The sequence below is a fragment of the Mesorhizobium sp. M0227 genome, from assembly GCF_040321855.1.
Lineage (GTDB): Bacteria > Pseudomonadota > Alphaproteobacteria > Rhizobiales > Rhizobiaceae > Mesorhizobium.
The window spans coordinates 71,907-86,223 of record NZ_JAMYSJ010000020.1 but is presented as its reverse complement, the minus strand read 5'-3'; the positions used below and the strand labels follow the sequence as shown (position 1 = coordinate 86,223).

The following is a 14,317-nucleotide window of genomic DNA, read 5'->3' as shown; positions in this document are numbered from 1 at the left end:
AAGGTTCAGGGTGACGCCTCACCGACGAGGCGCCGTTCTTTGAAAGGCGCACCAGGTCAGGGCGCGCCTCATGTCGGCAGCGGTCGCTACTGTGCGGCCGCCTTGGCCGCTTCCTTGACCTGAAGCTCGGCAAGCATCTGCTCGTCGGTCTTCATGATGCCGAAGTCGAGCAGCATGTCCTCGAGCTCCTCCATGGTGATCGGGGTCGGGATGGTGCCCTGGCCCGAATTCCCATGGATCTTCTCGGCCAGCGCCCTGTATTCCCCGGCCTGCTTCGAGTCCGGCGCATACTGAATCACAGACATCTTCCTGAGCTCGGCGTGCTGGACGATGTTGTCGCGCGGCACGAAGTGGATAAGCTTGGAATTGAGCCTGGAAGCCAGCGCTTCGGCGAGGTCGAGCTCGCGATCGGTTTGGCGCTCGTTGCAGATCAGGCCACCGAGCCGCACGCCGCCCGAATGGGCGTATTTCAGGATGCCCTTGGCGATGTTGTTGGCGGCATAGAGCGCCATCATCTCGCCGGACATGACGATATAGATTTCCTGGGCCTTGTTTTCGCGGATCGGCATCGCGAAACCGCCACACACCACATCCCCGAGCACGTCGTAGGAGACATAGTCGACATCGTCGTAGGCGCCGTTCTCCTCGAGGAAGTTGATCGAGGTGATCACGCCGCGGCCGGCGCAGCCGACACCTGGCTCAGGGCCGCCGGACTCCACGCATTTGATGCCTTTGTAGCCGACCTTGAGCACGTCCGCGAGTTCCAGGTCTTCCACCGAACCTTCCTCTGCCGCGAGATGCAGGACCGTATCCTGCGCCTTCGCGTTCAGGATCAGGCGGGTGGAGTCGGCTTTGGGGTCGCAGCCGACTATCAGGATTCTCTGCCCGAGGTCGACCAGGGCGGCGAGCGTATTTTGGGAGGTGGTGGACTTGCCGATGCCGCCCTTGCCGTAAAAGGCGATCTGACGCAAACCTGACATGTAGCTTTCCTTCCTTCGTTCCCATTCATCGCGGCTGCCGCGACTTGAATGCCGGTCGGGCAGCTCTAGCCGCCTCGCACCTAAGGATCTCAAGACTCATGCCAATTTGGCTGATCCAACCGAAGAATAATTTCAAGGTTTCTTTTCAGTGGTTTAGCTTGAGTTCCAAGAAAGGATCGTCGGAACAGCCCGTGTAGCGGACGCGACATTGGCGACACAAAGCGTCGGATCGCGATCCTCAGTCACCGCATTTTGAACCGCATCGTTATGTTGAAGTGGACGAACAGCATCTCAACCTACTTGCGGGAAGCTGCTAAACTTTCTGTGCCCGCGAGCTGACGTGCTTCGTCTCGCGTGTCCTCGTCGAGACTGCGTAGAATCCTGCGCGCGACGCTGGCATACCATCGTCCGCGGCCACTCATCCGGTGCCAGGGCGGATAGTCCGTTAGATCAGCAACTCGAGGGGTCTCGGCTCACTTGTCGGCACAGGAGTTCAGTATCGGCGTCATCGCCTTCACATGTTCGTCGATCCGCTCGAGCACTTTCGCTGCGACGACATCACGCTCAGGCAGATGCCACCAGTGTTCGTTGACGAGTTTGACCGTCTCGACCACTGCCTTCAGGACTGCTGCCTCCGGGAGCCGTGCACGGTTCGCAAATGCTTTCCATCGCGGTGCTGCTAGCGCCTTAAACGAGCGCTCTCCTCCAAGCGACAGCGCCATGGCGTCGGCGGGAATATATGGCACGGTGGACAGGAGCTCGTAGATTGGTGCAAGCGCCGGCTTGTCGCCCTTACCGGGATAGATCAAAGACCAGTTCTTCAGGTGCATGTCGCCATTGCCGGTGATGACGGTCAGTGCCAGGCGGCGGACGAACTCGAGAGCCGCCGTAGGCGAGACGGCAACGCCAAGAGCCAAGGCTATGTCGTGATAAGCAGCCCCCTCATATTTGCGCGAGGGGTAGACACCGAAGACCTGAGCGAAATCCTCGATGTGTATCCTCTCGCCACCGGCGCCGCGATCGAAGCGTTTGACGAGAAGGACCTTGCCGTCAGACAGCGTGTTGAATTCTTCGGGAACGCCCTCAAAATCGGACTTCTCGACCAGTTCGCATTCAGGAACGTCCATGCCGATTGCTGCTGCCAGCGCCAGGTTGGCGAATTCGTTCTCGGAAACGCCCGGAAACGCGGTCGAAGGGAACTTGGCAATGTACCGGCCCTGCTCGTCGTCCATCGGCAAGGTAAGGCCGCCGCCTTTTCCAATGTTCTTCATGACCGACAGCTTCATCTGCACGCCGGCAAGCGAGAACCGTGCCTTGGGCTGATCCTTTGAAGCATCCTGCGAAACCGTTACCGCGCCGTCACTGGGCAACGCCCGTACGGCTCCCGGCAGATCGGCGCCCAGCGCCGCTACAAGGTCGAAATCATTGCCTGGCCGCACATTGCCTTCGTGGTGCCTTTCCATCGCCTCGCGCAATTTCTCCTCCGGCAGGAGGTTCGCGAAAAAAGCGGGCAAGGCGCTTGCCACAGGCTTCGGATCTTTCCGCAATCCTCCCGTCGCTGCCCGAAACGACAGGCTGAGAACCGGAAAGCCGCCCGTCGCGCGGTAGGCCTCATCGAAGTTGAATGCATTGAAATCGCCCGGCGTCCTGACGATTGTGCCGATCTTCACTGCGTTCAAGAGCACGTCCAGCGACGGGATCGTCTTAGGTGCGCGAAATACTGGGGCCATGATCGTCATCGTCAGGTTGAGAAACAAAGGCGGGTCGATCGTCATCATCATGCGGACGCAATAGAGCCTGGACAGCTGGCACCATGACTTGCGGAACCAGCATCATTTCCAGGCCGAGCGCGCGAGCGATATTCATGAGCGTTGTTGCACGCGCGGCTGCGGCTCCCGTTTCGATGTCGCGATATCGGGGACGGGATATACCCGCCAAATCAGCGACCTGCTCCTGCGTCATCGCAGCGGCCAGCCTCGCCTGCCTGAAAAGCCCACCGATTTCCCGTAGAATTTCCGATTGAGAATCCATATGATATGTAAACGATCCATTCCAATGCTAGATGATATGGCAGAGTATCTTATCTAGCCTGTTCGGATCTGTTCGCGTATCATGCATCGGACAAATGATACGTAAAAAGATCAATCATCCTGCCTTTTGGCGCCCCCGACGGTGGACGCCGTCCGAAGCTGACGCCCGATCAGCGCTCCGAAATCACCGGAATGTTAAATCAAGGGGGTCCGGCGGCTGAAATCGCTCGTCTCTTCTCGTTCATACGGCCGGCCGCGCTGACTGGGGGTCAATGTGATCGCCACTCCTTGATCGCAATGGCTTTGTACCATCTGCTCCTGCCGGTCTCCCGCCGCACCTGGTGTTCCGACCCTTTTAGGGGCTTCTCGCTCTGCGTGACCGGTCACCCTGATCAAGCATCGACTTAGCCGTCAAACCGCTTTACTCTCGGCTGTCCGTTCGGGGCATGGCGGGTTGCCTCCCCGATCACGAAGCAGCACCCGAACACAGCGCGAATCCCCCGCTTCCGAGACTATCTGAAGACTAGGCTCCCGCCGCCACGGGCGCGCGACGGCGGCAATCAACCGGCGGGCAGATGCGCCGAGGGCAACAAGCGGGCCTGACGCAACGCCGCCAGATCAGCCGAGCCGGTGCAGAAGCAGGCGACGGCCAACTGGCGGATGACGATCTCGAAATGCGCGACAACCGCCTCGGTGGATACCGTAGCCGCGCGCAGCACGCCGGCTGCCTGCCCGGCGATGTCCGCGCCCAGGCGGATAGCCTTGGCCGCGTCGACGCCGTCGCTGATCCCGCCCGACGCGATCAGCTTCACCGCTGGCAGCGCCCGACGTACCGCCTGCACGCTGGCCGGGGTCGCAATCCCCCAATCCGCGAATGCCATTGCCACTGCGCGGTCGGCGGCATCGGGGGCGCGCTCGCCCTCCACCGCGGCCCAGTTGGTGCCGCCGGCGCCGGCGACATCGATCACCGCCACGCCCGCCTCGACGAGCGCACAGGCCACCGAGGCGGACAGGCCCGACCCCACTTCCTTGGCCACGATCGGCACGCCGACGCTGCGCGCGGCGCGAGCGATCTGCGCCAGGACGCCGCGCCAGTCGCGGTCGCCCTCCGGCTGTACTGCTTCCTGCAGCGGATTGAGATGGACGATGAGTCCATCGGCCTCCAGTGCATCCACCGCCCCGCGCGCGAGGTCCAGGCCGTCGGCCTCGCGCAGTTGCGCAGCGCCGATATTGGCCAGCAAGGGAACGTCTGGGGCCAGGCGGCGCAGCGCGCGCGTCAGCCCCTGGGAGTTGCGGGATTGCAGGCTTACGCGCTGCGAACCGACGCACATGGCGATCCCCAAGGCTTGCGCTGCCTCGCTCAGATGGCGGTTAATGGCCTCGGCGCGTGGCATGCCGCCGGTCATGGAGCTGATCAGCAGAGGCGCGCGCATGGTCTTGCCCAGCAGCGAGGCGCTGAGGTCGATCCGCGTCAGGTCCAACTCGGGCAATGCGCAGTGTTCGAAACGAATGTACTCCCAGCCAGCGGCCTTGGCCCGTGCCGTTCGCCGATCCAGCACGATGTCCAGGTGGTCGTCCTTGCGCCGGCTCAGGTTGGTGTCGCTGATGCTCGCTCCTTCCGCCGCATCGGGCGACGGCGTTGCGTCGGGCCGGACCGACGGCAGCGCGCTCACGCCGCCGTTTCCCCCGCGTTCAGGCCGGCGCACGCTGGCCTGCGCCCGCAGCGTCGCTGCGGTAGCGGCTGGTCGAGGTCTCGTAGTACTGCGCGCGGACTGCCGCCATGGCCTCGATCAACGGTCCCCACGGCGCGGGAAAACGTTCTTCCGCCATCACCCGGTGCAGCATGCGTGTGTGGCCGGCCAACTCGTCCTTGAGGAACTCCACCACAGGCATGGCGGGATAGCGCTGCAGCAGCAGGATCGCCGCGTTGTCGGCCTCGCCGGCCGATCTATCCTTTTCGCGTCCATGCAGATCGTTCTGCAAGCGCCCTATTGCGGATATGAGCCGCAGGGCCTGGCGAAACGCCGGATGCGCGCGCAAGGTCGCCATGTCCAGCCCCCACAGCAAGGACAGGCAACAGAACACGTTCGTGTAGGCGATCGAATCCACGCCGTTCTGCAAGTACTCGGCGTAGGACCAGCGCTCCTCCCCTGCCGCCTGCGCGTGTCCGGCGCGCAGCGCCGCGCAGTAGCACTGGGTATCCTCGAGAAGCTGGGCATAGTCGCGACGATCGTAGGCGAGCGCGGCGAGCGAAGCGCGCAGCACAGCGCAGCCCTCGAATCCGGGAAGCGCGCACGGCACACCCTGCCCCAGCGCCTGCTCGACCGCGGCGAGCTGCTCCGGCGCGATCAGGCCAAGGTCGTTGCAATCGTCGAGCCAGAAGAGCAGCGCCAGTTCGCGATAGAACGCCACGATCAGCGTTTCGTCCAGCGGATCGCGGCCGGTGCGGGCGCTGGTGTCGCGCAGGCTCGGGTGGATGCGCTGCAGGATGTACTGGCCGCCCCGGACTGCTTCCACGCCATGCTCGTCGGCGAACCCGGTCAGGGAACGCCCCCACTCCAGCACGTGCTGCAGGGCGCGATCGGTCGGGATCATGGCCCCCCTCCTGCTCCCTCGGCCGAGACGCGCCGCCCCCAACGAAGCGCCAGCCACAACCCGGCGAGTTCGGCCACGCGCACCACCCGGGTGGGGCAATACAGTTCCTTGCCGATCCACAGCGGTATCTGGGGCAGTGCGTGCGCTGCGTGGCGGGCGAGCATCCACTTGAGCGCGCGCGCCACTGCCTGCGCAATGCTCCGGCGCCCTGCCGGCTCTTCGCTCCCGTCCATCACGTGCAACGCGAACAGCGCATAGGCGGTTTCCTCGAATGTAGACGCGCGACCGGCGCCCCAGCCGCCGTCGTCGCGCTGCGCCCGCAGCAGCCCGGTCAGCGCGCGCTCGTCGCGCCAATGGGGGTTGCCTTGCGCGAGCGCAGCGACCGCATGCGCGGTTGGATACAGCCACGAAACGTGCCATTTTTCGTTGTCCCATACACCGTGGGCGTTGCGATTGGCCTGGACGTAGGCGCTGGTGCCGGCCGCGGGTTTTCCCAAGATTCGCAACGCATTCAGGGCATGGATGTTGGTCGACACCGAGGCATTGCGCTCGCCCGGGAAGGTGACGAACAGCTCGCCGGTTTCGAACTGGCGCAACGCGTCGGCCGCCGGGTCGCGGCCTGCAAGGCGAAGGACGCACAACGCAACGGCGGTGTCGTCCGCATCGGCCGCGAAGTGCAAGGCAGGGCCCAGACCGCGGACTCCGAGGCGGGCGTCGAGTTGCGCGATGATCACTTGCACCGCCTCGGCGAGCGCGGGATGCGCGAACAGACCGGCCAGATGCAGGGTGTACAGCGACCAGCATGGCTCGAACACATTGATCGGCCAGACGTTGGGAACGACACCTTCAATGCCGGTGCGCGTTGCCCGCGATGCAGCCTGCAGATACCCGTCGGTGCGCCCGACGTGCGGCGTTCTTCCCTGTGTCACGGCGTGCGCACGCCACGCGGCGGTGGCCGCTGGACTGATGCCAATGCTGCCGTCGTCGTCCGGGCATGCGGTGGCCGGCGACGTCCCCCAGGCTTCCCAGGAGTGCAGCAATGGATGGCCGCTCGGCAACGTCGCAACTGCCCCCAGCTTGGCCAGGCGTGCTTGCCGCAACGGCAACAGCGCCGGGTGGCGCGAAAACGCCAAGCCGCCCAGCAAGGATGCGGCCTCGTCGCACAACTGCGGCAGGATCAGCTCCGCGCCGATGGGCGCGTCTTCCGGCACCGCATGCGCGTAGGGATCGGGCTGGCGCTCGAGGAACCGGGTTGCAGCGTGGACTGCGTCGGCAGCGCCAGGAAGAGGATCGGCACGCTGCAATACCAGCAACGCCGCCCAGGTAGGCGCATGGCGAAACAGCGGGAAGTCCGCACTTCCCCATCCGCCATCGGCCTGTTGCTGCGCGATGAGCCACGCGTATGCGTCCTGCCGACCGGTGAGGTTGCCGTGGAACTGCAGAGCTCGCGCCGTGTCGTAGACGGACGGACCGACACTGCCGCCGTCGCTCATATCGCTCAGCAGGTGGCGCATTTCGGAAAGGATCTGTTCGGACAAGTTCACGCGGGATGTTCCTTCTGCAGAAGGCTAGCGAGAACAGAAACGGGCAGACGCCGCGCACGTCGCCCGACACGGACACAGTGCAGCATGCAGCGCCCGCCGGCCGATCGCAGCAGCACAGGGGCGAGTCCTTACGGATGCGCACGCTCATGCGTATGGCGCGGACAGATAGAGGTTGGCCCGCTGCAGCATCTGCGCCAACCCTTCCGCACGCGGCCCCAGAGGGGCGATGGCCTCCCCGGCGTCGTGCAACAAGTACAGGGCGAACTGGCGCGCAGCCTGCAGCCCCATGATCGACGCGCAGGTCGGCTTCTGCGCCGCCGCGTCCTTGCCGGGGGTCTTGCCAAGAGTCGCGGTATCCGCCGTCGCGTCGAGAATGTCGTCGGCCACCTGCAAAGCCAGGCCAAAACAGGCGGTGTAGCGATCGAGCGCAGCATACAGCGCAGCGTGCGCGGCATCCTCCGCGATGGAGTATAGCGCGCCCATGCGAACCGACGCGCGCACTAGCGCTCCGGTTTTCATCCCATGCATCGCCAGGATCCTGTCCAGCCCGGCATGCTTTCCGACCAACGACAGATCGATGGCCTGCCCGCCTGCGGCACCCTCGGCGGACACCGCCTGCGCCAGTTCGCGCACGAGCGCGATACGGTTGTCGCCCGGCGCATCCAGGCTCGCCAGGGTGAGGAAGGCGTGGGCCTGCAGCGCATCGCCGACCAGGATCGCAGTGGCTTCGCCAAACTTTACGTGCACGGTCGGAAGGCCGCGGCGAAGCACGTCGTCGTCCATCGCGGGCAGGTCGTCGTGGACCAGGGTACAGGCGTGCATCATCTCGATGGCGGCGCAGACGTCGTCGAGCATGTGCGCCGGCGTGCCCGCCAGTGCGCCGGCAGCCAGACAGAGCAAGGCGCGGGTGCGCTTCCCGCCATGCAAGGTGGCGTAGCGCATGGCCGCCATCAGCTCTGTCTTACCGTCGTCTTCGGCGCAGAGCAGACGCCCCAGAGCCTGTTCGACCCGCTTTGCGCCGTCCTGCATCCAGATCTCCGGGAGCAGCCCGCCAGAGGCGCCGCGCGCCTGCGCGCCCAATCCGCCGAATGCGGAAACGCCAATTCGGTCGCGTGGAGTGGAACCGGTCTGCATGTTGTTGATGTCCTTGTAGCTGAGACGGCCACGGCGAGCGCAAGTCGTCACGGTGTTGCCGGCGTCACACGAGTGCGTGCGCTGAGTGCAGCAATGCCGCGCCCCGCCGGCGCCGCTGCCTTGCCACACAGGGCATGCGATGCCAGCTCATGAAAAGCCTATTCGAATTTTCATTGACGGATGTGCGGTAGGGTAATAGCGCCGGCCTTTTTCGACGTCGCCCAGCAACTGCGGCCGCACCCCGGCCTTGTGCATGGTCAGCGCCAAGGCGATGCAGAACTGCACCATTTCCAGCCATACCAGGTGGTAGCCGATGCAGACGTGTGGGCCGGTACCGAACTGCAGCATGTCAACCGGCCGGATCGGCTCCGTGCGTTGCAGCCACCGCGCCAGGCGGAACTGATCAGGCGCCTCGTGCAGCAGCGCCGAGGTCGAGAAATGCAGCAGCGGGATGCATAGATGGGTGCCTGCGGGAATGCGCCGTTGGCCGAGTTGCAATTCCTGCAGCGCGCGACGCGGCAGGAGCGTGGTCGCCGGATGCAGGCGCAGTGTCTCGCGGAACAGCGCCTCGGCGACCGGACACTGCGCCAGGTCCGCGTGCCGGGTCGGCACCGCGCCCACACGTTGCGCCTCCTCAACCAGGGCGTCCCACAGCACAGGCTGCCGCGCCAGCTCGATTACAATCCAGGCCATCGTCGAGGCAGTGGTGTCGTGACCGGCAAGCAGCAGCAAGCGAATATTCGCGATCAGGACGTCATCGGAGAGCGGACCGTCGCTGCGGTCGAAGGCGCTCACCATGTCGTTGATCAACCCGGTGCGCGCGGCATGCGCGCGCGCATCGCGGACGAACCGGCGCAACTGCGCGTCGATCCAGTCGCGGGCGGCACGGCCGCGCCGCAAGGGCAGTCCGGGCAGGTCGACCGGGGGGGCTACGATCAATTGCAGCAATTGCCGGCACTTGCGATGCCATCCCGGCAGATCCTGCGCGGGGATTCCCATGAGGCTGAAGATGAGCTTCAGCATCAGGTCCCCGGTTTCGCGCAGGATGGTTACCTCGCCGCGGGCGCGCCACGCCTGCACCCGCGCCTGGATGACGGGCGCGAACAGGTCGCCGATCCCGGCCTGGGTCAGTCCCTTGGGCAAGAACGCTGCCTTGATGGCATCGCGCGCCTGCCGGTGCGCGCCGCCGTCCAGGGCAACCAACGTTCCGCCAAGCAATTCGGGCGCGATCTCTTCGATCAGCGCCGAGGACACGTCCTTGTGCTTGAGCAGTGAGAAAGCGTCCGGATCCACACAGGTCATCAGATGTCCGGCAGGGCCGAAATCCAGCCAGAAGTGGCTGCCCAGCGTCCGTTGCGCGCGCTCCAGCAGGCGCGGCAGGTCGCAGACAATGGCGGGAAGATGCCCGACCAGGGGGAAAGCGCCGGGCATGACCGGGATGTCGGATCGCAGCCGGTGCCGACGGTTGAGTGGGTTGAGCAGTATGTCCATCAGCAGCGCGCCGCCGTCGCCGATTCGGTGTCGCCGGCAGGGCGCGCGGCGCAGCTGTTGCCACCGTCGGCGTATGTCGGCACATGCGCCAGCATGCCGCCGTCGATGCACACGACCTGGCCGGTGATGAACGCAGCATCGTCGGAGAGCAGGAACGCCACGAGTGCGGCAACGTCCTCGGGACGGCCGACGCGCGGCAGGAGCTGGTGCCGGCGCAGATGCCGTTGCATGCACTCGTCCAGCTTGGCGAGGAGACGCTCGGTCATGATAAGACCCGGCGCAACCGCGTTGCAGCGGATCTGAGAGTGACCGTACTGGGTGGCGAGCGAGGCCGACAGCATGTTCATCGCCGCCTTCGACGCGGCGTAGGACGTCTGCGCCGTGTCACCGCTGAGCCCCTGGCACGACGACATGTTGACGATCGCGCCACCGCCGCGGGCGATCATCCGTGGGATGGCCTGCCGGCAGCAGAGCAGCGTGCCGCGCAGATTGGTCGCCATGGTCTGATCCCATACCGCCAGGTCCAGGTCGAGGATGGCGCGGTCGCGCGGGGTCAGATGCATGGCGCTCGCATTGTTCACCAGCAGGTCGACCCCCCCGAAGTGCCGCTCCGCCGTCTCGAACAGCGCTGCCACCGCCTGCTCATCAGCGATATCCATGGCTATGGGCAGCGCGTGGCCTGCTTCGGCCGCGATCTGCGCGGTGCAGGCGATGGCCGCCGAGCCATCAATGTCGGCCACCACCACTCTGCCGCCCCCGCGCGCGATGGCGAGAGCGCATGCCTTGCCGATGCCGGCGCCGGCGCCGGTCACCACGGCCACCTTGCCTTCAAACCTTGCCATCGTGTCTCCTGAATTGCATTGGTCTTTCGCAGCATGCCGCTCGGCCTGCGCCGGAGAAGGCGCAGGGTCGGCACTGGCGCTCTCGTCATGGCTAGCGTCGCTTTCGATGACCCGAATGGCGGCGACCGGGCACTGGTTGGCCGCAAGCCGCACGGCGGCGTGCAGCGCCTGCGGGACCGTCGCCACGCACACTTCGGCCACCCCGTCCGGTTCGCGCTGGCGAAAGGCGCCCGGCAGCGTCAGCACGCACTGCCCGGTAGTTCCGCACAGATCCTGATCGACCACGACCCGCATCTTAACCCTCCTGCCGATGCAGCCGCACCGGCAGCGCGCGGAACGTCCTAAGGAATGCGGAGGGCTCCCGGGTCGGCTGCTCGGCCAATGCCAGCGTGGGGAAGCGCGCCTGGATCCGCGGCAGGCTCTCGGCCAACTGCACCCGGGCCAGTTGCGCGCCAAGGCAGAAGTGGATGCCGTGGCCGAAGGCCAGCATGATCTTCCCGTCGATCGAAATGCCAGGACTAGTGCCGTAGAACCGCACGGGATCGAAGCGGTCCGGATCGGCGAAGGCGTCCGGGTCGCGATTGCCGGCCGCGATCAGAACGCGCACGTCCGCGTTCTTCGGGATCACCACGCCGCCCAGTTCGATGTCGCGCTGGGCGATACGCGGAATGGAGCTGAACATGGCGGGCGCGTCGTAGCGCAGGGCTTCTTCGACGAATGCCTTTACTCCCATGGCATCACCTTTCAGCCAGTGCCGCTGTCCGGGATACGCCAGCATCGCCAGGACAGCATGGCCGATGGCGGCGGCAGTGGTGGCGAAGCCGCCAAGCAACATGCCCCAGAGCATGCTGATCAATTCCGTATCCGACAGCATCTCGGCATCGCCGTCGTGTGCGCCGACCAGCATTGACACGATGTCGTGGCTGGAATCGGAGCGCTTGCGCTGTACGAGGTCGCCGAAGTAGGCCTGCACCCTGGCGCTGGCCGAGTCCGCCGCGGCGAGCTGGGTATCGCTGGCGTGCGGGCTCAGGCCTTCCAGAATGGCGCTGATGCCGGTGACGAGCCCGAGAATGTCGTCCGGGGGCATGCCGAACAGTTCGCCGAAAACCAGCATGGGCAAGGCCAGCGCGAATTCCTGATGCAGGTCCACTGCCTCCCCGCGCTCCAGTGCGGGCGCCATGCCGTCCAGGCGCGCTGCGACAATGCGAGCGATGGCCGGCCTCAGCTTGTCGATCTGGCCGATGGTGAAATCGCGCGAGATCAGCCGGCGCAGACGCGTATGCGTTGGAGGTTCCTTCATCGCTAAAGTAGACGCCAACAAACTTAGCGACAGGCTGGTCGCCGCACGCGGGAAATAGCGCGCCAGTTCGCCTGGTGCCGGCCCCCGAAAAGCATCGCCAGTGGCTTTAAACGCCCAGTAGATGTCGGCGTGGCGGCTCAACAGAAAGAGGCCCGACGCCGTGCGATGTACCGGATCGTGCTCGCGCAACCACCGCATGAATGGGTACGGGTCCTGAATGCACGCTGGCGACGCCAGTTCGGCGAAGGCGTCCCGGCATGCTGCCGTGGTTTCTTGCACGTCCATCTTGGTCACCTGTTGGTTGGCTGATCTGATCGGCGCGCGGCAGTCGCGCGGGCAATTCGAGGACATCGCGATTCCTCGTGGCGTCCGCGCATCACCAGAGCACTGGGAACTCCTCGAACCCGCCAGTGATGATCTCCTTGCGCAACTCCAGTTCTTCGGGCGCCACCGCCAGGCGCAGCGCGGGAAAGCGCTGGAAGATCGAACCGAACACCGCTTTGAGTTCCAGCCTGGCTAGCGCCAAGCCGATGCAGCTGTGCGGCCCGTAGGAGAACGCCAGGTGCGGGTTTTCGTCACGTCCTATGTCGAAGATTTCCGGGTCGTCGAAATGGCGCGGATCGAACGACGTCGCCGGCAGGCCGACCAGCACCTTGCTCTCCGCGGGAACATGCACGCCCGCGATGGTCACGTCGGTCCTCGGATAGCGCATGATGCCGTCCCAGCCGGCGCCCGGCGGGTACATGCGCAGGATTTCCTCTACCGCCTTGTCCACCAGGGATGGATCGCCGATCAGGCGTTCGCGCTGTTGCGGATGGCGGAACATGGCCAGCAGGCCGAATTCGATCTGCGCGACGGTGCTCTCGTGCCCCGCCACCAGCATGCCCGCCGCCAGGCCGATCGCCTCTTCCTCGGTCGCCTTGCCCTGGTCGACCGCCGCGAGCAGATCCGTCAGCACGTTGTCGCCCGGATCCTGGCGCTTGTCCCGCATCTTGCCGCGAATGTAGGCGCGGAGTTCTTCCCAGGCCAAGCGCGACGCGCTTCGCGGGCCGCTTTCATGCTGGTGCGTCATCACTTCGTCGGACAGCCCGGCGAAAAAGGCGTGGTCCTCGTAGAGCACGCCCATCAGCGCGCCAATGACCATGGCGGGAAGCGGAAAGGAGAGGTGGCGCCGCAGATCGGCGGGCTGGGGCTGGGCCGCCAGCGTCTCGAACAACTGCGCGGCGATCGCCTCGACCTGCTCCGCCAGCAGCTTCACCCTGCCGTTGCTGAAGGCCGGCGCCACGATCGTGCGTAACCGCGTATGCTCGCCCCCCTCGTGCGAGACCAGCCATCCTGGCGAACCGAGAATCACCGAATCCGGCGTGAATGCCGCCGGTGGCATTCCTGCAGGCCGGAACGCCGCGTCGGACAACACCGCCTTGGCCTCGTCATAGCCTGTCACCCACCAGCCTTCGTGCCCGGACGGGAAGCGCACGCGGTGGATCGGACCGTTGGCCCGTAGCGCCAACATCTCAGGCGAGGGCTCAATGTGATCGACGCGCCACATCGGTAGCGTCGGCAAAGGTTGTTCGGACATGGGTGGCACTTCACTCTATAGCGATGGAAGGGCGGAAGGTGACCGGCGGGCGCTGCGGTAGAGAAGACCTAAGACGGCATGTAGACGACGTCGTCCGGAGGCAGACCGATTATCAAGATCGGCTAACGCGTAACTGTCTAGGCACATCGCGCGGCGAGATGCAGAACATTATCCTGCACCTTCCAGGTCAGGATAAAGTCGGTGTGGTGGGCCTTTGACTCGCCGCCAGCCAAGATTTCCTGCGGAAGGGTCGACAAGGCCAACGCGCTGTTTGGTAGGGCGGTTTCGCCGAAGGCCCCCTGCTGTTAGACGCTATCCGACGCGGATTTGACATTTTGCTTTTCTTTCTTCGCTCCATTCGTGTCATCCACGAAATGAAAGTCGGTCGGCGGCTCCCGGCCCGCAACGAAGGTGCTTCAAATCTCGTGCCAATTTGGCCGCAGCAGAAAAAAATTGTGGCAGCTTCTCAGCGGCTTAGCCTGAGGCCAGAGAAGAGCTAGGCGAAATAAGCCGGTGTCGCGGGCCAACAAAGGCGACGGAACAGTGTCGGACAGAACGCCTCGGGCGACCTTTAGGTCGGGCCTGCGACATTCTGGTCCAGTTTCGGACATAAGAGGGCGGCAAACAGACACGATTGGGGAATTCGATCCTCACGGCGCCAAGGCGCTTGCCCAAGAGCGCGCGCTCATGTTGCTGCGAGAGGCGCGTGTTCGCGATAGCCGTGCTGCGCACCCATGAACGCTAGCGGCACACGCTACGACTGGAGTGCCCGCCAGCCTCAGGTGGTGCATCGGCTCGGCTTCCGGTTCTTCTTTGCCCAGC

11 protein-coding genes and 1 pseudogene are annotated in these 14,317 nt (G+C 65.0%); all 12 read right to left on the bottom strand.

Annotated features, from left to right (window positions below; translation table 11 throughout):
* Positions 1-86: 86 nt before the first annotated feature.
* The 12 genes and pseudogenes from nifH to NKJ00_RS23420 all read right to left on the bottom strand — a co-directional run bounded on the left by nifH (position 87) and on the right by NKJ00_RS23420 (position 13,495).
* On the bottom strand, positions 87-980 hold the full coding sequence (gene nifH / locus NKJ00_RS23475) for a nitrogenase iron protein (protein WP_023706403.1): 894 nt from the start codon (positions 978-980) through the stop codon (positions 87-89).
* Positions 981-1,453: 473 nt separating this feature from the next.
* Positions 1,454-2,710 (bottom strand): type II toxin-antitoxin system HipA family toxin, encoded by a 1,257-nt coding sequence (locus tag NKJ00_RS23470; protein ID WP_352631444.1) that lies wholly within the window; start codon positions 2,708-2,710, stop codon positions 1,454-1,456.
* Positions 2,685-3,011, bottom strand: coding sequence for a helix-turn-helix domain-containing protein (locus NKJ00_RS23465; protein ID WP_352631442.1), 327 nt, complete (start codon positions 3,009-3,011; stop codon positions 2,685-2,687). The genes NKJ00_RS23470 and NKJ00_RS23465 overlap by 26 nt, the downstream gene beginning before the upstream one ends.
* A 559-nt stretch (positions 3,012-3,570) precedes the next feature.
* Positions 3,571-4,674, bottom strand: coding sequence for a type 2 isopentenyl-diphosphate Delta-isomerase (gene fni, locus NKJ00_RS23460; protein ID WP_502906411.1), 1,104 nt, complete (start codon positions 4,672-4,674; stop codon positions 3,571-3,573).
* Positions 4,675-4,702: 28 nt separating this feature from the next.
* Positions 4,703-5,605 carry a terpene synthase family protein gene (locus NKJ00_RS23455; RefSeq protein WP_352631440.1) on the bottom strand — a complete coding sequence of 301 codons (903 nt, stop codon included), beginning with the start codon at positions 5,603-5,605 and terminating at the stop codon, positions 4,703-4,705.
* Positions 5,602-7,119 (bottom strand): hypothetical protein, encoded by a 1,518-nt coding sequence (locus NKJ00_RS23450; RefSeq protein WP_502906410.1) that lies wholly within the window; start codon positions 7,117-7,119, stop codon positions 5,602-5,604. The genes NKJ00_RS23455 and NKJ00_RS23450 overlap by 4 nt, the downstream gene beginning before the upstream one ends.
* Before the next feature lie 174 nt (positions 7,120-7,293).
* Positions 7,294-8,283, bottom strand: coding sequence for a polyprenyl synthetase family protein (locus NKJ00_RS23445; RefSeq protein ID WP_352631436.1), 990 nt, complete (start codon positions 8,281-8,283; stop codon positions 7,294-7,296).
* Positions 8,284-8,430: 147 nt separating this feature from the next.
* A complete protein-coding gene (locus NKJ00_RS23440) occupies positions 8,431-9,774 on the bottom strand; it encodes a cytochrome P450 (protein ID WP_352631434.1) in 1,344 nt (447 codons plus the stop codon).
* On the bottom strand, positions 9,774-10,616 hold the full coding sequence (locus tag NKJ00_RS23435; protein WP_352631484.1) for an SDR family oxidoreductase: 843 nt from the start codon (positions 10,614-10,616) through the stop codon (positions 9,774-9,776). The genes NKJ00_RS23440 and NKJ00_RS23435 overlap by 1 nt, the downstream gene beginning before the upstream one ends.
* Before the next feature lie 168 nt (positions 10,617-10,784).
* Positions 10,785-10,910: pseudogene (locus tag NKJ00_RS23430) on the bottom strand (ferredoxin); the annotation flags it as partial.
* 1 nt (position 10,911) lies between these two features.
* On the bottom strand, positions 10,912-12,201 hold the full coding sequence (locus NKJ00_RS23425; protein WP_352631432.1) for a cytochrome P450: 1,290 nt from the start codon (positions 12,199-12,201) through the stop codon (positions 10,912-10,914).
* Positions 12,202-12,292: 91 nt separating this feature from the next.
* Positions 12,293-13,495, bottom strand: coding sequence for a cytochrome P450 (locus NKJ00_RS23420; RefSeq protein ID WP_352631430.1), 1,203 nt, complete (start codon positions 13,493-13,495; stop codon positions 12,293-12,295).
* Positions 13,496-14,317: the final 822 nt, after the last annotated feature.